Origin of the sequence: Micromonospora noduli (genome assembly GCF_003264475.1) — a bacterium.
GTDB classification, from domain to species: domain Bacteria; phylum Actinomycetota; class Actinomycetes; order Mycobacteriales; family Micromonosporaceae; genus Micromonospora; species Micromonospora noduli.
Window position 1 is genome coordinate 15,086 of record NZ_PYAC01000041.1, and the last position, 19,849, is coordinate 34,934.

Annotated in this window: 21 protein-coding genes; 8 read left to right on the forward strand and 13 right to left on the reverse strand. The window is 72.0% G+C overall.

From position 1 onward, the window contains the following. Positions 1 to 59: 59 nt before the first annotated feature. Positions 60 to 1,199 (reverse strand): ThuA domain-containing protein, encoded by a 1,140-nt coding sequence (locus MED15_RS27570; RefSeq protein WP_225855254.1) that lies wholly within the window; start codon positions 1,197 to 1,199, stop codon positions 60 to 62. A 360-nt stretch (positions 1,200 to 1,559) separates the two neighbouring features. Here MED15_RS27570 and MED15_RS27575 point away from each other — a divergent pair, with 360 nt between their 5' ends. After that, a complete protein-coding gene (locus tag MED15_RS27575; protein WP_146758859.1) occupies positions 1,560 to 1,907 on the forward strand; it encodes a hypothetical protein in 348 nt (115 codons plus the stop codon). Between the two features lie 42 nt (positions 1,908 to 1,949). On the opposite strand, the gene MED15_RS27580 is transcribed toward MED15_RS27575, so the two are convergent. The 3 genes from MED15_RS27580 to MED15_RS27590 all read right to left on the reverse strand — a co-directional run bounded on the left by MED15_RS27580 (position 1,950) and on the right by MED15_RS27590 (position 4,368). Continuing rightward, positions 1,950 to 2,663: an alpha/beta fold hydrolase gene (locus MED15_RS27580; RefSeq protein ID WP_112737341.1), complete on the reverse strand. Its 714-nt coding sequence runs from the start codon at positions 2,661 to 2,663 to the stop codon at positions 1,950 to 1,952. Between the two features lie 105 nt (positions 2,664 to 2,768). After that, a complete protein-coding gene (locus MED15_RS27585; protein ID WP_167457747.1) occupies positions 2,769 to 3,587 on the reverse strand; it encodes a CPBP family intramembrane glutamic endopeptidase in 819 nt (272 codons plus the stop codon). A gap of 37 nt (positions 3,588 to 3,624) precedes the next feature. After that, positions 3,625 to 4,368, reverse strand: coding sequence for an SAM-dependent methyltransferase (locus tag MED15_RS27590; protein ID WP_112737345.1), 744 nt, complete (start codon positions 4,366 to 4,368; stop codon positions 3,625 to 3,627). A gap of 74 nt (positions 4,369 to 4,442) precedes the next feature. Here MED15_RS27590 and mug point away from each other — a divergent pair, with 74 nt between their 5' ends. Continuing rightward, positions 4,443 to 5,012: a G/U mismatch-specific DNA glycosylase gene (mug, locus tag MED15_RS27595; protein WP_181518393.1), complete on the forward strand. Its 570-nt coding sequence runs from the start codon at positions 4,443 to 4,445 to the stop codon at positions 5,010 to 5,012. Here the strand turns inward: mug and MED15_RS27600 are convergent. Together MED15_RS27600 and MED15_RS27605 are read right to left on the reverse strand one after the other, a co-directional pair. After that, positions 5,009 to 5,512, reverse strand: coding sequence for an SRPBCC family protein (locus MED15_RS27600; RefSeq protein ID WP_112700198.1), 504 nt, complete (start codon positions 5,510 to 5,512; stop codon positions 5,009 to 5,011). The two genes, mug and MED15_RS27600, sit on opposite strands and share 4 nt — an antisense overlap. Further along, positions 5,509 to 5,871, reverse strand: a complete 363-nt coding sequence (locus tag MED15_RS27605) for an ArsR/SmtB family transcription factor (RefSeq protein ID WP_112587353.1) — start codon at positions 5,869 to 5,871, stop codon at positions 5,509 to 5,511. The genes MED15_RS27600 and MED15_RS27605 overlap by 4 nt, the downstream gene beginning before the upstream one ends. A gap of 111 nt (positions 5,872 to 5,982) precedes the next feature. Here MED15_RS27605 and MED15_RS27610 point away from each other — a divergent pair, with 111 nt between their 5' ends. Further along, the gene (locus MED15_RS27610) at positions 5,983 to 7,083 is read left to right on the forward strand and encodes a calcium:cation antiporter (protein ID WP_112587351.1); all 1,101 of its coding nucleotides are present in this window, start codon (positions 5,983 to 5,985) and stop codon (positions 7,081 to 7,083) included. 77 nt (positions 7,084 to 7,160) lie between these two features. Here MED15_RS27610 and MED15_RS27615 read toward each other — a convergent pair whose 3' ends face one another. Continuing rightward, a complete protein-coding gene (locus MED15_RS27615; protein ID WP_112737347.1) occupies positions 7,161 to 8,417 on the reverse strand; it encodes an RNA polymerase sigma factor in 1,257 nt (418 codons plus the stop codon). Between the two features lie 4 nt (positions 8,418 to 8,421). Then, entirely contained in the window at positions 8,422 to 8,823 is a 402-nt protein-coding gene (locus MED15_RS27620; protein ID WP_112587347.1) for a YciI family protein, read from the reverse strand. A 571-nt stretch (positions 8,824 to 9,394) separates the two neighbouring features. Here MED15_RS27620 and MED15_RS27630 point away from each other — a divergent pair. Then, on the forward strand, positions 9,395 to 10,138 hold the full coding sequence (locus tag MED15_RS27630) for a neutral zinc metallopeptidase (RefSeq protein ID WP_112726387.1): 744 nt from the start codon (positions 9,395 to 9,397) through the stop codon (positions 10,136 to 10,138). Between the two features lie 121 nt (positions 10,139 to 10,259). Then, positions 10,260 to 10,916 carry an HAD family hydrolase gene (locus MED15_RS27635; protein WP_112700579.1) on the forward strand — a complete coding sequence of 219 codons (657 nt, stop codon included), beginning with the start codon at positions 10,260 to 10,262 and terminating at the stop codon, positions 10,914 to 10,916. A gap of 48 nt (positions 10,917 to 10,964) precedes the next feature. Here MED15_RS27635 and MED15_RS27640 read toward each other — a convergent pair whose 3' ends face one another. The 5 genes from MED15_RS27640 to MED15_RS27660 form a co-directional block, all read right to left on the reverse strand. Beyond that, positions 10,965 to 11,342 (reverse strand): carboxymuconolactone decarboxylase family protein, encoded by a 378-nt coding sequence (locus tag MED15_RS27640; RefSeq protein ID WP_112587341.1) that lies wholly within the window; start codon positions 11,340 to 11,342, stop codon positions 10,965 to 10,967. A gap of 158 nt (positions 11,343 to 11,500) precedes the next feature. Next, positions 11,501 to 14,056, reverse strand: a complete 2,556-nt coding sequence (locus tag MED15_RS27645) for an ABC transporter permease (protein WP_112700573.1) — start codon at positions 14,054 to 14,056, stop codon at positions 11,501 to 11,503. Next, positions 14,056 to 14,823, reverse strand: coding sequence for an ABC transporter ATP-binding protein (locus MED15_RS27650; RefSeq protein ID WP_091408615.1), 768 nt, complete (start codon positions 14,821 to 14,823; stop codon positions 14,056 to 14,058). Before MED15_RS27650 ends, MED15_RS27645 begins: the two co-directional genes overlap by 1 nt. A 355-nt stretch (positions 14,824 to 15,178) precedes the next feature. Continuing rightward, complete coding sequence (locus MED15_RS27655; protein WP_112700581.1) at positions 15,179 to 15,865, reverse strand: response regulator; 687 nt, start codon at positions 15,863 to 15,865, stop codon at positions 15,179 to 15,181. Positions 15,866 to 16,074: 209 nt separating this feature from the next. Further along, entirely contained in the window at positions 16,075 to 16,989 is a 915-nt protein-coding gene (locus MED15_RS27660) for a RecB family exonuclease (RefSeq protein ID WP_112700575.1), read from the reverse strand. A 140-nt stretch (positions 16,990 to 17,129) separates the two neighbouring features. Between MED15_RS27660 and MED15_RS27665 the strand changes: the two genes are divergently transcribed. The 3 genes from MED15_RS27665 to MED15_RS27675 are packed head-to-tail and all read left to right on the forward strand — an operon-like array spanning position 17,130 to position 19,838. Next, positions 17,130 to 18,221 (forward strand): site-2 protease family protein, encoded by a 1,092-nt coding sequence (locus tag MED15_RS27665; RefSeq protein ID WP_425271093.1) that lies wholly within the window; start codon positions 17,130 to 17,132, stop codon positions 18,219 to 18,221. Then, positions 18,218 to 19,219: a tRNA (adenine-N1)-methyltransferase gene (locus tag MED15_RS27670; RefSeq protein WP_373861095.1), complete on the forward strand. Its 1,002-nt coding sequence runs from the start codon at positions 18,218 to 18,220 to the stop codon at positions 19,217 to 19,219. The genes MED15_RS27665 and MED15_RS27670 overlap by 4 nt, the downstream gene beginning before the upstream one ends. A 46-nt stretch (positions 19,220 to 19,265) precedes the next feature. Then, positions 19,266 to 19,838, forward strand: a complete 573-nt coding sequence (locus tag MED15_RS27675; RefSeq protein ID WP_091408625.1) for a hypothetical protein — start codon at positions 19,266 to 19,268, stop codon at positions 19,836 to 19,838. Positions 19,839 to 19,849: the final 11 nt, after the last annotated feature.

Below are 19,849 nucleotides of genomic sequence, written 5' to 3' on the forward strand. Positions count from 1 at the left end.
GGCGCGCGGGGGCGCACCACGACCAGGTGGGGTGGTGGAGAACGTGCGGGGGGACCAGGTCAGTTGGTGGTGACCAGGTCGAACTTCTCCCACTGACCGATGGAGGTCCGGTTGGCGATCAGCGGGGACGCGCCCGCGTTGTCGGCGGCGACGTAACGGTTGTTCACAGTGGCCCGCAGGCTCACAGTGCCGTCGGAGTTGCGGACCAGCTGGAACGTCTCCCAGGCGCCGGCGGTGGCCCGGTTGGCGATCAGCGCGGCGGCCCCGGCGTTCTCGGCCGCGACGAACTGCCCGTTGCCCTTGGCGCGCAGCGCCACGTTGCCGTTGGCGAGGTTGACCAGGTCGAACCGCTCGGTGGTGCCGACGGAGGTCTTGTTGGCGATCAGCGAGGTGGTGGCGTTGGGCGCGCTCACATACTGGTTGTTGGCGCGGGCCCGCAGGGTGGAACCGCTGGCGGTGGGCGGCGGGGTCGTCGTGCGCGGCGAGCAGTCGGCGGTCACGGAGCCCGCGGCGACCTGGAGACCACCGAGCAGCATGCGGGTGAAGTTCGGGTCGGTGTACGACGCCTCGGTGTGCCCGAGGCCCGTGTACCAGGCACGCCCGCCGCCGTACGCCTTGCACCAGGTGATCGGGTGGTCGCCGCCCATGTTGCCGCCGCTGTAGGACGACTCGTCGAGGCTGGCCAGAACCCGTGCGCTGGACCGGGGGTTGGTGCGGTAGTTGTACCACTCGTCGGAGCGGACCCAGGTGGTGCCGAGGTGGGCGGTCGACGGGTTGGTCTGGTCCTCGATCTTCACGGTGGCGTTCTGGATCGCCGGGTGCGAGTCGAACCACGCTCCGACCAGCGAGCCGTACCACGGCCAGCTGTACTCGGTGTCGGCCGCGGCGTGCACGCCGACGTAGCCACCACCGGCGGCGATGTACGACTCGAACGCGCTCTGCTGGCTGGCGTTGAGGACGTCACCGGTGGTCGACATGAAGACCACCGCCTGGTACTGGGCCAGGTTGGAGGTGGTGAACTGTGCGGCGTCCTCGGTCGAGGTCACTGTGAATCCGTTGGCCGAGCCGAGCTGCTGGATCGCGGCGATGCCGTTGGGGATGGACGAGTGCCGGAAGCCGGCGGTCTTGCTGAACACCAGGACCTTGGTCAGGGGTGCCGCTGAGGCGGGGGTCGGCAGGGCGACCAGGCTGGCCAGCATGACGGCCAGGCCGGTGACGAGTGCCAACAGGCGGGGACGGGAACGCATTGTCTTGCTCCTCTGCTGAGCGTCGACCTCAGGCTGTGCACACGGGCAGGCCGGAGGCCGCGATGGCGGTGGTGCGGAAGCCGGGCCGCCGATGCTCGGCTGAGGTGGTGCGGGGTGGTGGGGGTGCAGGGGTGGGGCGGTGAAACCAGTCGACGACTCAAACACCCACAGTGGACGGTCAGAATTCATCGACTGGCATCGTTGACGCAGTAAACCTCCGATGTCTAGGCCCCGTCAAGCCCACGTGCTCGGTCCCGAGTACGCCCGCGCACGGCCGGCGTCGGCGTGGAGGTGCGACGTATGGTCGGTGGCATGGCCACCGACGAAGATCGAGAACGGCTCGCCGGGCAACTCGTGGCGCTGCCGGTCCGCGAGCTGGTCGACGTCCTGCGCCGTGCCCTGCCGCACTTCACCGAGGAGGCGTACGGCATGCGAACTGCGCTGACTCTGGCCAGCGTCACCTACTACGAGGACGAGGTCGAACCGGGCCTCAACGTCGAACTGGTCGCCTGGCCCGACCGCGACTACTACGACGGGGACCTCGGGATGAACCAGGGCCTGTGGGAGAACGGCCACTGCGCACGGTGCGACATCGAGGTCGTCTCGAATGCCAAGCGCGCGTTCTGCCCGTACTGCGGATCCGCGTGCGGCCTGACCTGAGCACCACGTCGGCCGGCCGTCGCGCGGCCAGCCTCTGCCGCCCTACGCAGGGCTGCGGGTGCCCCGGGTCGCCATCAGAATGAGGTCGGCGATCGTCTCCGGGTGGGTGACCATGGCCAGATGCGATGATTCGACCTCGATGGTCGTCGCGTTCATCCGATCGGCCAGGAACCGCTCCAGCTCCGGCGCGGTCGTGCGGTCCTGGGTGGAGATCGAGTAATAGCACTGCCGGTCCCGCCAGGCGGCCGTTGTCGTGCGGCCCTGGAAGAGGTCCTTGGCGATCGGGCCCTGCACCGCGTACAGGGCGCGGGCGCGGGTCTCCTCGATTCCACCGGCGAAGTCGGCCAGGAAGGCACTCTCGCTGAGCTGCGCGTACCCGTCGTGGTGCACGAGGCCGGCATTCGCCGGCGGCGTGGGGTATTTCGCCGCGAGCGCGGCGTAGTCCTCGCCGGCGTCCGGCGCGCGGGCAGCGACGTACACCAGGGCGGTGACCCTCGGGTGGTTACCGGCCTCGCTGATGATCGTGCCGGCCCAGGAGTGGCTCACCAGCACCGTCGGGCCGTCCTGGCGGTCGAGGGCGCGGTTGGTGGCTGCGACGTCGTCGGCCAGGGAGGTCAGCGGGTTCTGGACCGCGGTGACCGTCAGCCCGGCCCGCTGTAGCAGCGGAATGACATCGGACCAGGACGAGCCGTCGGCGTACGCGCCGTGGACCAGGACCACGTTGCGGGCGGGCTGGGCCGAAGACGTGTCGCTCATCCGAAAACCTCCGCACGACGCCGTGCCGTCGCTCGTTTCTCGACGACAGCTCTCGCCCGCCACTCTTCCCCACCCCGGTCGGTGCGGTGGGCCAAACGCCCAGCTTCAGCCGCTCCTGCGCACCGGGTCCGGTGCGAGAGCGCGCCAGCTCAGGTGGTCCCGGTAGTGGTGCCGCAGGACCAACCAGCTGACCGAGAACGGAATGGCCCCCATGGCCACCACGCCCAGGACGTCCGCGCCGACCACGTCGAAGACCGCCCCGACGTCACCGAACAGCTGAGCGACCGTCTGAAACGCGACGTGCAGGCCGATGCCGGCCCAGATGTCGCCGGTGGCGGCGCGGAAGGCACCCAGCAGCAGCGCGAAGACGAAGAAGAGCGCCAGTCGGTCGACGGATCTGGCCGCCCCGACGAGGAACCCGAACACTGTGAACAGCACCGCTTGCCCGAGGACGGCCTGCCCGGCGGGCAGCCGGGTGGCGAGGTTGTGTTGCAGGTACCCGCGGAAGATCAGCTCCTCCGGCAGCGCCTCCTTCAGGAAGACCAGCACGACCAGCAGCGCCGCCACCCGCAGCACGTCCCCGACGGACGTCCGGACACTGATCTCGACCCAGCCGACACCGAGGCAGAGCGCGAAACCCGCCGCGGCGGGCACGAGCCAGCAGGCCATGCCGAACACCAGACGCCGCCAGCCGGCGCGCAGCGACGGCAACCCGAGGCCGGCCCAGGGCCGTCGGTCCAGGGCGCGACGGGCGACGACCACCAGGGGTACGACGACAGCTGTGGTGAGGACCGCCCCGACCGCATGGGTGGGCCGGTCGTAGTCACGGCCGAGCAGGGCGCCCAGGAACAGCCACACCAGCACGGCGGCGGTGGCCACCACGAGGATCCGCCAGGGCAGGGCGAGACGGGATCCGGCGCTCACCACGCGCAGCGTAGTCAGCGGCGTCAAGGGCGGACGGTCAGCGGCCGAGCACGAGATAGCCCAGGCCGAGGACACCCCGGTAGCCGCCGACGTACTGGCGCAACCGGTCATCGAGCTCCGCGCGGACCTCGGCCGCGCGGGGATCCTCCGGGTACGCCAGCAGCCACTCCTGCCGGCCGGCGAGCCAGGTGGATTCGAAGTCGTCCCATTCCCGCTGGTCGGCGGTGCTCAGGTGCAGCAACCGCCAGCCCCGCTGGCGGGCGGCCTCGACCAGCCCGGGAAGGGTCGGGACCTCCGGGCCGAAGATCTCGGCGATCTCCGCCGTGGGGGACCGCTCCCAGAACGCGTCGCCGAACAGCAACCGCCCACCGGGCCGGACCACTGCGGCGAGTGCGTCGAGGGCGGCCTCGGTGCCGCCGAAGGCGTGTGCCGAGCCGATGCAGAGAACCCGGTCGGCCGGCTCCTGCCAGGCCGCCGCTTCCCCCATCACGAAGGCGACGTGCCGGTTCAGCGACCGCCCCGCGGCCAGCCGTCGCCCTCGGGCGAGCGCGGCCTCGTCGCTGTCGACGCCGACGCCGCGCGTCGCGACCGGGCCGGAGACACCGCCGGCGGCGACCGCCCGCAGCAGCAGCTCACCCCAGCCACAGCCGAGGTCGAGCACACGCGCGCCGGGGCGCACGTCGAGTCGTTGCAGCAGCAACGCGGCGTGCTCCGGCGAGAGCGGAGTGTTCCAGCGCATCCGCGCGTAACGGCTGGCGGCGAGGTGGTCGGTTGACTGCATCCGTTGAGGGTGTCAAGGCGTGATCGTCGCCGTGCGCCGGGTCCGACACCCCGGCGTACGGCAGGATCGGTGCGGTGGACGCGGAGCGTGCGGGGCCGGCGCGGCGGCCGACCCCGCAGGAGGTGGCGGCGGCGGCCGGCCGGGGTCTGCCGGACATCATCGGTCCCGGGCTGCGGGTGCTGTTCTGCGGCTACAACCCGGGCCTCTACTCGGCCGCCGTGGGGCTGCCCTTCGCCCGCAAGGGCAGCCGATTCTGGCCGGCCCTGCACGGGGGCGGCTTCACCGACCGCCAGCTGCACCCGTGGGAACACGACGAGCTGCTGCGCCACGGCCTCGGCATCACCAGCCTGAGCAACCGGGCCACCGCCCGCGCCGCCGAGCTGACGTCGGCGGAGCTGGTGGCCGGTGTCACTGGGTTGGCGGTGAAGGCCGAGCGCTACCGGCCGCGCTGGGTGGCCATCCTCGGGGTGACCGCGTACCGGATCGCCTTCGCCCGACCGAAGGCCGGGCTGGGCCCGCGACCGGACCGGCTGGGCCCGGCCCGGGTCTGGGTGCTGCCGAACCCCAGCGGCCTGAACGCGCACTTCCCCCTGCCGGCGTTGACCGCCGAGTTCGCCAAGCTGCGGCGGGAGCTCGACGCCTAGCCGGCCGAGGCGACCAGCCCCTGGTAGTAGGGCTGCATGGCCGGGTGGTAGTCGTCGAACTCCGGGCGGGGCGAGCCGTCCCGGGAGGCCACCAGCAGGTCCAGGTAGTACTCCCAACCGGCGCCCACCTCGGCGATGCCCTCCACGCTGCTCAGGTGCTGCACGAACCGCAGCTCGGTGGTGCCGTCGGTCTCGGTCAGCGACAGCTCCAGCAGCCAGCTGCCGTAGTCGTCGACCATCGACACGGCGAGGCGCTGCTGCGGTTCGCACGCGTCGATGCGCATCTCGCACCAGGGCTGCTGCTCCTCGTACGCCATCTGGACCCGGATGGTCCGTCCGGGCCCGGCGTCGCCCTCCCACGGGCCGAACCAGCGGGCCGTACGCTCCGGTTCGGTCAGGCTGGCCCAGACGTCCGCCGCCGGGGCGCGGAAGGTTCGGGTGAGGACGAGATCGTGGCCGGTGTCGGTCTGAAACAGGCGTCCGGCGGGTGTGCGGATCATGCCGTGTGCTCCCTTCGGTGCTCCGCCGGGCCGCGGCTGCGGCGCTCTCGGCGGGTGCGATAGACCTCGGTCTCCAACGCGTCGAGGTGCCGGCCCCACCGGTCGACTGTGGTGAGCCCGGTGAGCCAGTCGAGCAGCGGGGCGAGCGGGCCCGGATCGAGCCGGTAGATCCTTCGCCGTCCGACCAGATCGTCACGGACCAGCCCGCTGTCGCGCAGCACCCGCAGGTGGCGACTGATGGCGGGCCGGCTGATCGTGAACCGCTGGGCGATGTCGCCGGCGGAGAGGGGTTCGGCGCGCAACATGGTCAGGATGTGCCGCCGCACCGGGTCGGCAATCGCGACGGCCACCTCATCCACCCCGAAAGCGTAACCTATAGGTTACGGGTTTGCCGGTTGTGGACCGTCGACACCACAGATCCGTGCGTCGATGGTGGGCACATGATCACCTGGCCTGGCACTCTTTACGGCATGGCCGCCCTGCTTCGCTCCCGCCTGACCGACTGGACCTTCGCCGTACCCGTGCTCGCGGTTCTGGTATTGATCGTCACCTGGGGACGGAGCCTGCCCGGCCCGGTCATCGTGGTGGTCGCGGTGCTGCTGGGCGGTGCCGTGCTCGCGGCCGTGCACCACGCGGAGGTGGTGGCCCACCGGGTGGGGGAGCCGTACGGGTCGCTGGTGCTCGCCGTCGCGGTCACCGTGATCGAGGTCGCCCTCATCGTCACTCTGATGATCAGCGGCCCGGAGAAGACCCAGTCGCTCGCCCGGGACACCGTCTTCGCCGCCGTCATGATCACCTGTAACGGGATACTCGGCCTGTCCCTACTGCTGGGAGCGCTGCGCCGCCGCGTCGCGGTGTTCAACCCTGAGGGCACCGGCGGGGCCCTGGCCACCGTGATCACCCTGGCCACCCTGAGTCTGGTCATCCCGACCTTCACCACGGCCCGGCCCGGCCCGGAATTCAGCCCGGCCCAGCTTGCCTTCGCCGCCGTCGCCTCGCTGGCGCTCTACGGGCTGTTCGTGCTCGTGCAGACCGGCCGGCACCGCGACTACTTCCTACCGGTCGACAGCCGCGGTCAGGTAATAGACGCGGAGGAGCACGCCAAGCCGCCGACCACCCGCGCCGCGCTGATGAGCCTGGGGCTGCTGCTGGTGGCGCTGGTCGCGGTGGTCGGCGACGCCAAGACCGTCTCGCCGACCATCGAGGCCGGTGTGGCCGCGGCGAACCTGCCGCACGCGTTCGTCGGCGTGATCATCGCCCTTCTCGTGCTGCTGCCGGAGACCCTGGCCGCCGCCCGCGCCGCCCGCCGCGACCGCGTGCAGATCAGCCTGAACCTCGCGCTCGGCTCGGCGATGGCCAGCATCGGCCTGACCATCCCGGCCATAGCGATCGCCTCGATCTGGCTGGACGGCCCGCTGCTGCTCGGCCTCGGCGGCACCCAGCTCGCCCTCCTCGCGCTCACCGCCGTGACCGCCGTCCTCACCGTGGTGCCCGGCCGGGCCAACGTGTTGCAGGGCGGCGTGCACCTGGTGCTGATGGCCGCCTTCGTCTTCCTGGCCGCCAGCCCGTGACCCGCACGGCGCGCCGGCTCAGCCCGTGACCCGCACGGCGCGCCGGCTCAGCCCGTGACCCGCACGGACGGTGCGGCTCAGCCGGCGGGCGGCGGGTCGCCCGCGAGGCGCTCCGCGCGGGCGTTGAGGTAGCGCTGCTGCGCCAGGTTCGTCGAGCGGGCCGCCGCCATCCGGTACGCCTCCCGCGCCGCGAGCCGCTCACCCTCAAGCTCCCACAGGTGGGCGCGGGCGGCCGGCAGTCGCGGGTCGTCGGCGAGGCGTGGGTCGTCGGCCAGGTCGGCGAGCAGCGCCAACCCGGCCGACGCGCCTCGGCTCATGGCCACCGCCACCGCGTGGTTGAGCGCCACCACCGGGTTGTCGGACATCCCGAGGAGCACCTCGTACAGGGCGGTGATCTGCGCCCAGTCGGTGGCCGCCGCGCTGGGCGCCTCGTCGTGCACGGCCGCGATGGCCGCCTGGAGCTGGTACGCCCCGACCACCCCGCGTGGCAGCGCCCCGGTGATCAGCTCGACGCCCTCGGTGATCTGGTCGGCGCGCCACCGGGAGCGGTCCTGCTCGGCCATCGGCACCAGCTCACCGTGCGGGCCGATCCGTGCCGGAGCGCGGGCGTCGGTGAGCAGCATCAACGCCAGCAGTCCGGTGACCTCGGGGTCCTCGGGCACCAGCCGGCGCACCAGCCGGGTCAGCCGGATCGCCTCGGCGGTCAGGTCGGCGCGCAGCAACCCGGGCCCGGCGGTGCGGGCGTACCCCTCCGTGAAGATCAGGTAGAGCACGTGCAGCACGGCGGCGAGCCGGTCGGCGCGCTCCGCGCCGGTGGGCGGCGCGAACCGCAGCCCACTGTCACGGATCCGCTGCTTGCCCCGACTGATCCGCCGGGTCATCGTCGCCTCCGGCACCAGGAACGCGCGCGCCACCTCGGCGGTGCTCAGCCCGCCCACCGCCCGCAGGGTGAGCGCGATCTGCGACGCCGCCGACAGCGCCGGGTGGCAGCACAGGAACAACAGGATGAGCGTGTCGTCGGCGTCCGCCGGCGGACGGTCGGCGGCGGGGGCGCGCCACTGCTCCGGCAGCACCCACCGGGCCACCGTGTCCTCCCGCCGCATCCGGGCCTGCTCGCGACGCAGCAGGTCGGTCAGCCGACGGGACGCCACGGTGATCAGCCAGCCACGCGGATTGTCCGGTACGCCGTCGCGCGGCCAACCGTGCGCGGCGGCGATCAGCGCCTCCTGCACCGCGTCCTCGGCCGTGTCGAAGTGCCCGTAGCGACGGACCAGCGCGCCGAGGACCTGCGGCGCCAGCTCGCGCAGCAGATCCTCGGCGGAAGTCTCCGGCACCGGGTCAGCCGGCCAGGTCCTCGACACCGTCGAGCACCGGCCGCACGTCCACGTACCCACCGGGGGCGTCCGGGTCGACCAGGCCGGCGGCGATCTCGGTGGCCCGGTCGAAGCTGGCGCACTCCACGATGGTGTAACCGGCGAGGACCTCCTGCGTCTCCGGGTACGGGCCGTCGGTGATCACGGGTGCCCCCTCGCGCACCTGCACCCGGCGGGCGTGCACCGGCTCGCTCAGGCCCCGGGCGTCGACCAACTCCCCGGACTCGGCCAGCGTCTGGTGGAAGGTCTCCATGTGCTGGTGCATCGCCGCGATCTGCTCGGCCGACATCGCCGGCCGGTCAGAGGCCCGCCCGGACAGCACGTCGTAGTCCTGCTGCGACCCGTAGAGCAAAATCATGTACTTCATGGTTCTTCCCCTCCTCCTGCGAGGACACCACCCCGGCGCCTCACAGGAAACGTCGAACCCCATCCCCCCACCCGGACACCCACCACCCCGGGTCTGCCTCCACCCGAACCGGTGATCATGAAGTTAGCGTCACGACACGCCGAGTGGGATGACGCCAACTCCATGATCACTGGGGTTCAGGGGTGGTCGGTGGGGCCTAGGTTGGCGGGATGACTGTGGTGTGGGTCTTGGTGGGGGTTTTTGTCGTCGTGGCGGGGGTGGCGTTTGGCGTTGTGGTGCGGCGGGGGCGGGTCGGTGAGGTTGGGGGCGACGAACCTCGGGCCGGGCGGGACGCTCGGGCGCGGCAGCAGCGGTACGAGGCCGAGCGGCACGGTGACCAGGGTGACACGTGGCAGCGCGGTCGGGATTCGACCGGTTGAGCGACCCTACTGGCCGTACGAGCGGCGTAGCCGGTGGTTGACCAGGTAGTGCGTGAACCGTCCGGCCGTGCCGCGCGTGAAACCGGTGACGGGCGTTTCGGTCCTGTCGTCGGGGTACTACCAGCCTGAGCACCGATGTCTGGGGAGGCACAGTGGGGGCACGGTTCGGACGCGACGCGCGGGGCCCGTTGGCGGGCCTGCTGGTCGCCGCCCTGGTCTCCCTCGCCTGCGCAGGCGGTGGCCTGGCCGAGCCGGAGGCCGAGCGCCCCGGGGCGAACCAGTCGGCAGCGTCACCGGGACCGAGAACCACCCGGGCCGACAGCACCACCAGCGTCGCCGAGTTCGAGCAGGACGTCGCCGACGCACAGGCGGTCGCCGAGCGGTACTGGGCGGCCCAGTTCAAGGAATCCGGGCAGCGGTTCCGACCGATCCGGCGGATCATCCCGTACCAGCGCGAGGGCGAGGTGTCCTGCGGCGGTCAGGCGTTGCCCCGCAACAACGCCGTCTACTGCTCGCAGGGCGACTTCATCGCGTACGACGTCGCCTGGTCGGTGGCGGCGTTCCGCCAGGTCGGCGACGCGTTCGTGTTCTACCTGCTCGGGCACGAGTACGCGCACGCGATCCAGGTGCGGCTCGGCATCAACTACAGCTTTACCATCCAGCAGGAGTTGCAGGCCGACTGCATGGCCGGGGCGTACCTCGGCGACTCGGTGCGCTCGGAGGCCCTGACCCTCGCCGAGGGCGACCTGGACGAGTTCCGGGAGGGGGTGGCGGCGGTCGGCGACGACCCGGACCAGCCGTGGTTCGCGGAAGGGGCGCACGGCACCGCCGAGCAGCGCACCGACATGTTCTTCCGGGGTTACGAGGGTTCCCTGAAGGAGTGCGACCTGGGCTGAACTGGGTTGCCCGGATCACCCTGGCGCCCGTTGCCGCCACCGGCCCCGGGGGGTGCTGGCAGGATCGCCGGTGTCGGTCACGACCCTGGAGGTTCCGCTGAGCAGCCATCACCCCGCCGCTGTGCTCTTCGACATGGACGGCACGTTGGTCGACAGCGAGAAGCTGTGGGACGTCGCGTTGCAGGAACTCGCGAAGGAGTACGGCGGGGAACTCTCCGTCGACGCCCGCCAGTCGATCATCGGCACCGCCATGGCCGAGTCGATGCGCATCCTGCACGACGACCTGGGGCAGCCCGAACGGGATCCGGAGATCAGCGCGGCGTGGATCAACGCCCGGATCCTGGATCTGTTCCGCACCGGTCTGCGCTGGCGGCCGGGCGCGTTCGACCTGTTGCGCGCGGTCCGCGTTGCGGGCATCCCCACCGCGCTGGTCACCTCCAGCCCTCGGGCGCTGGTCGAGATCGCCCTGGACACCCTCGGTCGGGACAACTTCGACACGGTGGTCGCCGGCGACGAGGTGGTGGCGGCCAAGCCGCACCCCGAGCCGTACCTGACCGCGGCCCGGCTGCTGGGTGTGCCGATCGAGCGTTGTGTGGCGATCGAGGACTCACCGACCGGGGTGGCCAGCGCGCTCGCCTCGGGCGCGGCGGTGCTGGCCGTACCGGCGGAGGTGGCGTTGCCGAGCACTGTCGGCGTACACCAGGTGGAGAGCCTGACCGGCGTGGACCTGGCGCTGCTCGCGGCGCTGCTGACCGATCGGGCCGCGGCGACCGGCTGACCCGCCCGGCGCCGGTCGCTGGCGCTCGGCTGTCGCGACCGGCCTCGTTCAGCGACGCTCGGCGAAGACCGCGGCGACCACCTGGTAGCTGTCGAAGGCCCGAGCGGCCCCCGCGTACGCGGCCAGGTGGATGAACAGCTCGACGATCTCCTCCCTGGTCACGCCCGAGGTTAGCGCGATGCGCAGCTGCCCGCGCAGCGGCTCGTGGGTGCCGAGGGCGGCGGCGATCGCCACCGAGACCAGGCACCGGCTGCGCAGGTCCAGGCCCTCGCGGGGCCAGGCCGCGCCGAAGGTCTGCTCTGTGGCGAGTCGACGGAAGTCGTGCCCCACCGGCGGCTCGCCCTCGCCGAGCGGTAGGACCAACGGCTGGCCGAGTAGCCGCTCGGCGTTGTCGAGTGCCCGCTGGTACGGGTCCTGATCGGTCATGTCACCAGTCCCGGCTCTCCGGCCGCCCGTTGGCGGGGCGGGCCGGCGCCCTGCCGGCAGCACCAGCCTGGCAGTCGCGTACGGGTGGCCGAGGGGGAATGGGACAGGCCGAGGCCCCCGGTCGCGCGGATGGCGACCGGGGGCCTCGGCAGTGCCGATCAGTCGTGGGCGATGGCGCCCAGGACGTTGATCCGGGCCGCCCGGACGGCCGGGAGCACCGCGGCCACCACGCCGATGATGGCGGCGAGACCGAGGAAGACACCCATCTGCCCCCACGGCAGGATCAGGTCGGTGATGCCCTCGTCCTTGAGGGCCTCGACCACCGCGGCGCCGAGGCCGGTGCCCACCACCACCCCGAGCAGCGCGCCGAACACCGAGATCACCACCGCCTCCACGGTGATCATGCCCATGGTCTGGGACCGGCGCAGGCCGATCGCCCGCAGCAGACCCAGCTCGCGGGTCCGCTCCAGCACCGACAGGGCCAGGGTGTTGATGATGCCCAGCACCGCGATCACGATGGCCAACGCGAGCAGGATCTGGATCATCGTGAGCAGCCCGTCGAGCGAACTGGTCTGCTGCTTGATGAACGCGTCCCGGTCGGCCACCGACACCTCGGGGCTGTCCGCGAGCAACGCCTCCACCTGCGGCTGGACGTCGGACACCCGGGTGCCCGGGTCCAGCTGGATGAAGCCCTGGATGGGCTGCGGGATGGCGAAGTCCTTCGCCGCGGTCACCGGCAGCGTCACCGGGTTGGTCAGCTGCGACGACTCGTAGATGCCGCTGATCGTGTAGGTGCGTGCCTCGCCCCGGGTCAGCTGCACGTTGACAGTGGAGCCCACCGACCAGCCACGGGACGTGGCCGTGTCCGAGCTGGCGAGCATCTGCGTCGGCCCGAGCCGGTCGATGTCACCGGCGGTGGGCTTCGCTCCGAAGATCTGCCGCAGCGACGCGACGTCGCTGCTCGCCGCGACCCAGGTGCCCTCGCCGTCGATGCGCGCCATGTCGCCGTACTCGCCGTCGACCAACCGCACACCGGGCAGGGCCTTGGCCTGGTCCAGCACACCCGGGTCGAAGGTCGGCGGACGCGGGCCGCCCTGCTGACCGGCGATCACCAGCTCGGCCTTGATGGTGTCCTGGGCGAGCGCGCTGATGCTGCCCTTGGCCGAGTCGAGGATGACCGTGACACCGGTGACCAGCGCGATGCCGACCATCAGCGCGGCGGCCGTGATCGCCGTACGACGGGGGTTGCGCCCCGAGTTGAGCCGGCCCAGCTTGCCCGGCACCGACCAGGAGAAGATCGCCCCGAGCAGGCTCACCACCGGCCGGCTGATCAGCGGAGTCAGCAGCGCCACCCCGATGAAGGCGAACAGCACCCCACCGAGGATGGTCGACAGCGTCTGACCACCGGCGTTGCCGCTGAGCCCGAGGAACAGCAGCACCGCGCCGATGCCGGTGACCAGCGACCCGGCCACGGTGATCTTGGTCAACGGCCGGTCCGGGGTGGCCACGTCCTGCATGGCCGCGATCGGCGGGATCCGGGACGCCCGCAGCGCCGGCAGCAGCGCCGCCACCACGGTGATCACCAGACCGACGGCGAACGAACCGATCACCGCAGCCGCCGGCACGCCGATGCCGGCCAGGGTGAGCCCACCGGCGAGCTTGCCGAACAGGTACGCCAGCAGCGCGCCCACCCCGATACCGGCGGCGAGGCCGAGCACCGACGCGATCAACCCCACCGCGATGGCCTCCAGCACCACCGAACCGATGATCTGCCGGCCGCTGGCCCCGATGGCGCGCATCAGCGCCAACTCCCGGGTCCGCTGCGCCACGATGATCGAGAAGGTGTTGAGGATCAGGAAGGTGCCCACCAGCAGCGCCACCGCGGCGAAGCCGAGCAGGATCTTGTTGAAGAAGGACAGGCCCTCCTTCAGGCTGGCCGAGGCGTCCGCGGCCACCTGCTCGCCGGTCTTCACCTCGAAGTCCGCGCCCAGGGTGCGCGCCACGTCGTCGCGCAGCTTCTCGTCCGAGACCCCGTCGGCGGCCTGCACGGTGATGCTGCTGAACACGTCCGGCTCGCCCAGCATCAGCCGCTGCGCCACCGGAGTGGTGAAGAAGACCTCGTTGACCCCGCCGATCGAGTCCCGGTCACCGCTGTAACCGAAGACGCCGACCAGTGTGAAATCCCGCTTCTTCGACTCGAACGCGGTCAGCACGCCGACCTTCTGGCCGACCTGCACCTTCGCGGCCGTGGCCAACGCCTTGTTGATGACGATCTCGTCCTCGGCCTGCGGCGCGCGCCCCTCACGCAGCTTCAGCAGCTCGCTCTCGCCGGTCCAGTTCTCGCCCAACTGCGGCGGGCCGAACGAGGTGACGACCTTGCCGTTGCTGCCGATCACCCGGGCGCCGTCGGCGTTGACCACACCGGTCGCCGAGGCCGCCCCCGGCACCTGCTTCACCCGGTCCACCAGGGCGGCCGGCAGCGGGGCGACGGTCTGCTCGCCCTCCATCTCGTTGACCTGCACCTTCGGCTTCGCCGCGACGTTCACGTCGATCTCGGAGAAACCGTCGGCGAAGACCGAGTCGAAGGAGCGACCCAGCGTGTCGGTGAGCACGAACGCCCCGGAGACGAACATCACCCCGAGCACCACCGCCAGGCCGGACAGGATCAGCCGGACCTTACGGGCCAGCAGACTCTTCAGCGTCGCGCGGAACATCAGTTGCCCACCTCGGCCGCAGTGTCCAGCTTCTTCATGGTGTCCAGCACCGTCTCGGCGGTCGGCTCGATCAGCTCCGAGACGATCTCGCCGTCGGCGAGGAAGACCACCCGGTCGGCGTACGCGGCGGCCGTCGGGTCGTGAGTGACCATCACGATGGTCTGGCCGTGCTCCCGGACCGAGTTACGCAGGAAGTTGAGCACCTCCGCGCCGGAGCGCGAGTCCAGGTTGCCGGTCGGCTCGTCCGCGAAGATCACCTCGGGGCGGGAGACCAGCGCCCGGGCGCACGCCACCCGCTGCTGCTGCCCACCGGAGAGCTGCGCCGGCCGGTGGTCCAGCCGGTCCTTCAGACCCACCGTCTCGATCACCGTGTCGTACCAGGCCGGGTCCGGCTTGCGCCCGGCGATCGACAGCGGCAGCAGGATGTTCTCCTTGGCCGTCAACGTCGGCAGCAGGTTGAACTGCTGGAAGATGAAGCCCACCTTGTCGCGCCGCAGCTTCGTCAGCCCCGCGTCGCCCAGCCCCGTGACCGTCGTCTCACCGATCGACACCGTCCCCCGGGTCACCGAGTCCAGGCCGGCCAGGCAGTGCATCAGCGTCGACTTACCGGAACCCGACGGGCCCATGATCGCGGTGAAGCGGCCACGTTCGAATTCCGCGCTGACCCCCCGCAGCGCGACGACCTGAGCCTCGCCGCTGCCGTACACCTTCCACACGTCGTTCGCCCGGGCCGCGGCCTGCGCCTGCTGGCCTACCGTCGCGGTCACGTCATCTACCTCTTCCGTCTGTCCGAAAATGCACGCCGCCCCCCGATGGTCCGGCGCGACTGTTCAATCATCGGTGCTGGTTACGCCCGTCCCGTCCGACCCTGGGGGGACCCGGCGCGGATTTCCCGCTGCGGGTGCACCCCCATGTCGGATCAGGGTTGCCCCTGAGTCGACGGCCGGTCGACCGTTTTTCCCCACGGCGGCGGGCAGCCGCACCGACACTTGCACCTGACGCCACAGGAGGGTCAACCGAACCGGGCCATCTCCGGTCACGGTAGGTGACGACGGCAACGGCAGCCGTCCCCCCACGGAGGGATCTTCGAGTACGCCGGGTGAGGTACCCGGGCCGGTCCGACTACGCCCGGGGGCGGACCAGACCCGACTCGTACGCGAGCACCACCGCCTGCACCCGGTCGCGCAGCCGCAGCTTGGTCAGCACATGCCCGACGTGCGTCTTGATTGTGGTTTCGCTCACCGACAGGACCGTCGCGATCTCGGCGTTGGACAGCCCCCGGGCAACCTGCACGAGCACCTCGCGCTCCCGGTCGGTGAGCGCGTTGAGCGCCGCCGACGGCGTCGCCGCCGGGTCGGGCAGCAGTTCGGCGAAGCGGTCCAGCAGTCGCCGCAGGATCCGAGGTGCCACCACCGCGTCCCCGCCGGCGACAGTGCGGATCGCCGCGATCAGATCCTCGGCTGGCACGTCCTTTGCCAGGAACCCGCTCGCGCCGGCCCGCAACGCGCCCACCACGTACTCGTCCAGGTCGAAGGTGGTGAGCACCAGCACCCGTACCGGCAGTCGGGCGTCGACGATGGCCCGGGTCGCCGCCACCCCGTCCATCCGGGGCATCCGGATGTCCATCAGTACGACGTCGGGCAGCAGCCGGCGGGACAACTCCACCGCCTCCACGCCGTCACCGGCCTCCGCCACCACGTCCAGGTCGCTCTCGGCGCCCAGCACCATCCGGAACCCGGTCCGCAGCAGCGGCTGGTCGTCGGCGAGCAGGATCCGCACCGGCCGCGCCGAGGGCGCCTGATCGCTCATCTCGTCTCCCGTCCCGCCGGCGTCGTGGCGCGCACCGGTCATCCTCGCGTACCGGAGCCGGTGCGTCGCGGATCACCGTAGAGGCCGGCCGGTCGCCCTGTCCCGACCGAGGCGGCACCGCTGCGGTCGGGTCTTCGGCGTCGGCGTGCGGCAGGCGATCCCGGCGGCCTGAATCGCCGCGCCGGGCGTACGCGTCGCTCAGGCGGCCGTCACTCGTCGGCGCCCGGCGCCACCGGGGTGGACCGGGAGTCGCGCAGCGGGTCGGCGCTCGCCGCGGCCACCGGGAACGGCGGCGGGGTGCCGCCGAAGCTGGGACAGAGCGCCTGGTGGCTGCACCAGTCGCAGAGCCGGCTCGGCCGGGGCCGGAAATCCTGTCGGGCGGTGGCCTGCTCGATCGCCCGCCACAGCGCCACCACTGTGCGCTCGAAACGGACCAGCTCGTCGGCGTCGGGGGTGTAGTCCAACACCTCGGCGTCACGCAGGTAGAGCAGCCGCAGCACCCGGGGCACGACCCCCCGGGTGCGCCACAGCACCAGGGCGTAGAACTTCAGCTGGAACAGCGCCCGCGCCTCGAACGCCTCCCGCGGAGCACCGCCGGTCTTGTAGTCGACCACCCGCAGCGCGCCGTCCGGAGCGACGTCGAGCCGGTCGAGGTAGCCCCGGATCAGCAGCTCCTCGTCGACGACCGCGGAGATCAGGCTCTCGCGTTCGGCCGGCTCCAGCCGGGTCGGATCCTCCACCGCGAAGTAACCCTGCAACAGCCCGGCGGCGGAGCGGAGGAACTCCACCGGGCCGGCCGGCTCCGCGCCGTCGAAGATCCCGGCCAGCTCCGGCTGCTCGGTGACCAGCCGGTCCCACTGGGGAGCCACCAGGTCGCCGGCCGCCTCCGGCGTGCGGCCGGTGGCTGGCAGGTCGAACAGGCGCTCCAGCACCGCGTGCACCAACGTGCCCCGGGCCTGCTCGATGGTGGTGCGCTCGGGCAGCCGGTCGATGCTGCGGAACCGGTAGAGCAGCGGGCAGGTCTTGAAATCCGCCGCCCGCGACGGGGACAGCGAGGCCCGCACCGTCGGCGGCGTCTGCGCCGCGGGGGAGGGCTGGGAGCTGGTGACCGATTCCGCCGTCATGTCGGCAAAGGTTAGGGCACCGGTGTGACACCGACCGCCGCCCGCCCCACACAGCGACGGTCCGTAGCATCGTGGCGATGGAGCAGACAACCAGGCCGCCGCGCCGACCGGACCGACGCCTCGGCCTGAACGTCGGCAAGGTGTTCGGGGTGCCGCTGCACCTCAACGGCTCCATGGTCCTGCTCGCGGTGCTCATCGCGGTGCTGTACGGCGAGTTCGCCCGCCGTCAACTGGACCTGCCGCAGCTCAGCGGCTACCTGATCGGCTTCGGGTTCGTCGTGTCGCTGCTCGGCTCGGTGCTGCTGCACGAGCTGGGCCACGCCCTCACCGCCCGGCGGTACGGCATCGGTGTGCGCGGGATCACCCTGGAGCTGCTCGGCGGTTACACCGAGATGGACCGGGACGCCCCGTCGCCCCGCGTCGACCTGTTCGTCTCGCTGGCCGGCCCGGCGGTCTCCGCGGTGCTCGGCGTCCTGGCGGTCACCGCCACGCTCGCACTGCCCGAGGGGACCGTGGCGCACCAGCTCGCCTTCCAGCTCGCGGTCAGCAACGTCATCGTGGCGGTGTTCAACAGCCTGCCCGGGCTGCCGCTCGACGGCGGCCGGGCGCTGCGCGCCGCTGTGTGGGGGCTGACCCGCGACCGGCACCTCGGCACCGAGGTCGCCGGGTGGGCCGGCCGGGTCGTCGCCGTCGGCACCGCGGCCCTGGTCCTGCTGCTCACCGTCGAGCGGCGGCTGGCGCCGCTGGCGCTGCCGCTGATGCTGCTGGTCGCCGTCACCCTCTGGCGTGGCGCCGGGCAGTCGATCCGGGCCGCCCGGGTCAGCCGCCGGTTCCCGCTGATCGACCTCGCCCGGCTGGCCCGGCCGGTGTGGCCGGTGGCCACCGGCACGCCGCTGGCCGAGGCCCAGCGCCGACGCGCCGAGAGCGGGCAGCCCGACGCCGCGCTGCTGGTCACCGACTCCACCGGTCGACCGGTGGCGCTGGTCGACCCGGCGGCGGCCGACGCGGTGCCGGTCGAGCGCCGACCGTGGCTGGCGGTCGACGCCGTCGCCCGGTCGCTGGGCACCCTTCCCACGTTGTCGGTCGGGTGGGACGGCGAGCGGGTGATGGAGGCCGTACAGACCCACCCGGGCGCACAGTACGTGGTGACGTCAGGCGAAGATGTCGTCGGCATTCTGCACATCGCGGACCTGGCACAGCTCCTCGAACCCAACCGGAAGATGACACCGTGACCGCAACTCCCTCCACCGTCGCCGCCGACCCCGCCAACCCGGCGCTGACACCCGTGCACCGCGGGCCGTTCCGGCCCGGCGACCGGGTCCAGCTGACCGACCCCAAGGGGCGGATGCACACCGTGACGCTGGAGCCCGGCAAGGAGTTCCACACCCACCGCGGCATCCTGGCGCACGACGCGCTGATCGGGCTCCCCGACGGCAGCGTGGTGACCACCGCCGGCGGCGGCACCGCGTTCCTGGCCCTGCGGCCGCTCCTGTCGGACTACGTGCTGTCCATGCCGCGCGGCGCCCAGGTGATCTACCCCAAGGACTCGGCGCAGATCGTGGCGATGGGCGACATCTTCCCCGGCGCGAAGGTCCTCGAGGCCGGCGCCGGCTCCGGCGCGCTGAGCTGCTCCCTGCTGCGAGCCGTCGGCACCGAGGGCGAGCTGCACTCGTTCGAACTGCGCGACGACTTCGCCCAGATCGCCAAGCGCAACGTCGAGGCGTTCTTCAACGGGCCGCACCCCTCGTGGAACCTGCACGTCGGCGACGTCGCGCAGTGCCGGGAGACCGGCTTCGACCGGATCATCCTGGACATGCTGACCCCCTGGGAGACCCTCGACATGGTCGAGCGGGCGCTGGTGCCCGGTGGGGTGTTCATCGGCTACGTCGCCACCACACCGCAGCTCTCCGAGCTGGTGGAGGCGCTGCGCGAGCGCGGCGGCTGGACCGAGCCGCGGGCCTGGGAGTCCCTGGTGCGCGACTGGCACGCCGAGGGCCTCGCCGTCCGTCCGGACCACCGGATGATCGCGCACACCGCCTTCCTGGTGTCCGCGCGCAAGCTGGCCCCGGGGGTCACCGCGCCGCCGCGCCGGCGCAAGCCCAGCAAGGGCACCGAGGCGTACGCGCAGCGCCGCCAGGACCTGCGCGAGGCGGAGGCGGCCCGACAGGCCGCCGCCGCGCAGGCCGCAGGCGCGCAGCCCAACGGTGCGGGGGAGATGGACAGGCCGTGACCATCGAGCTGGGTGTCGGCAGCGCCGAGCAGGGGGAGACGCTGGCATGAGCCGACCGGGCTACGGCGGTGGAGACCTCCCCGCGGTCTTTCCCGACTGGTCGCCCTACCAGGACCTGGAGTCGGCGGCGCGGGCCTACCTGCGTGACCCGGACGTCGCCCTGGAGGCGCTCGGCGGCGTGCTGCGCGGCGCGTCGGTGCTCGGCTTCACCCTGGAACGCTTCGTCAACGAGGTCAACGGGGTGTGGCAGGAGGTCGTGGTCTGCGACGGCAGCCGGCTCATCCTCTGGCACGGCGAGGACGTACCGCCGGAGGAGGGCCCGCCGGGCTCGATGACCTCGTCGCTGCGGGTGGTGCCGGTCTCCACCGTCACCGAGGTGGGCTGCCGGCGGCGGCTCAACCGTGCCGAGAGCGGCGAGATCCGGGTCGACAGCATCGACGTCTACCTGCTGCTCACCTCGTTGGACGAGGCGCCGCCGAGCGAGGAGATGGCCGGCACACCCCGGCACGACGCGTTGCGCTTCGGCAAGACCCTCGACGACGGCGGGGCCGGGCAGATCGCCCGGTTGGAGGAGTTCGCGCGGTTGGTCGCCTCGGTCGTCGGCCGTCCGATGCTCTGAGGCGTACCCCG

What these genes read in the sequence shown, in the direction of transcription:
- MED15_RS27570 (WP_225855254.1), bottom strand. Translation starts at nt 1,199, where the DNA reads ATGCTGGCCAGCCTGGTCGCCCTGCCGACCCCCGCCTCAGCGGCACCC.
- MED15_RS27575 (WP_146758859.1), top strand. Translation starts at nt 1,560, where the DNA reads ATGGCCACCGACGAAGATCGAGAACGGCTCGCCGGGCAACTCGTGGCG.
- MED15_RS27580 (WP_112737341.1), bottom strand. Translation starts at nt 2,663, where the DNA reads ATGAGCGACACGTCTTCGGCCCAGCCCGCCCGCAACGTGGTCCTGGTC.
- MED15_RS27590 (WP_112737345.1), bottom strand. Translation starts at nt 4,368, where the DNA reads ATGCAGTCAACCGACCACCTCGCCGCCAGCCGTTACGCGCGGATGCGC.
- MED15_RS27600 (WP_112700198.1), bottom strand. Translation starts at nt 5,512, where the DNA reads ATGATCCGCACACCCGCCGGACGCCTGTTTCAGACCGACACCGGCCAC.
- MED15_RS27610 (WP_112587351.1), top strand. Translation starts at nt 5,983, where the DNA reads ATGGCCGCCCTGCTTCGCTCCCGCCTGACCGACTGGACCTTCGCCGTA.
- MED15_RS27620 (WP_112587347.1), bottom strand. Translation starts at nt 8,823, where the DNA reads ATGAAGTACATGATTTTGCTCTACGGGTCGCAGCAGGACTACGACGTG.
- MED15_RS27640 (WP_112587341.1), bottom strand. Translation starts at nt 11,342, where the DNA reads ATGACCGATCAGGACCCGTACCAGCGGGCACTCGACAACGCCGAGCGG.
- MED15_RS27645 (WP_112700573.1), bottom strand. Translation starts at nt 14,056, where the DNA reads ATGTTCCGCGCGACGCTGAAGAGTCTGCTGGCCCGTAAGGTCCGGCTG.
- MED15_RS27655 (WP_112700581.1), bottom strand. Translation starts at nt 15,865, where the DNA reads ATGAGCGATCAGGCGCCCTCGGCGCGGCCGGTGCGGATCCTGCTCGCC.
- MED15_RS27660 (WP_112700575.1), bottom strand. Translation starts at nt 16,989, where the DNA reads ATGACGGCGGAATCGGTCACCAGCTCCCAGCCCTCCCCCGCGGCGCAG.
- MED15_RS27675 (WP_091408625.1), top strand. Translation starts at nt 19,266, where the DNA reads ATGAGCCGACCGGGCTACGGCGGTGGAGACCTCCCCGCGGTCTTTCCC.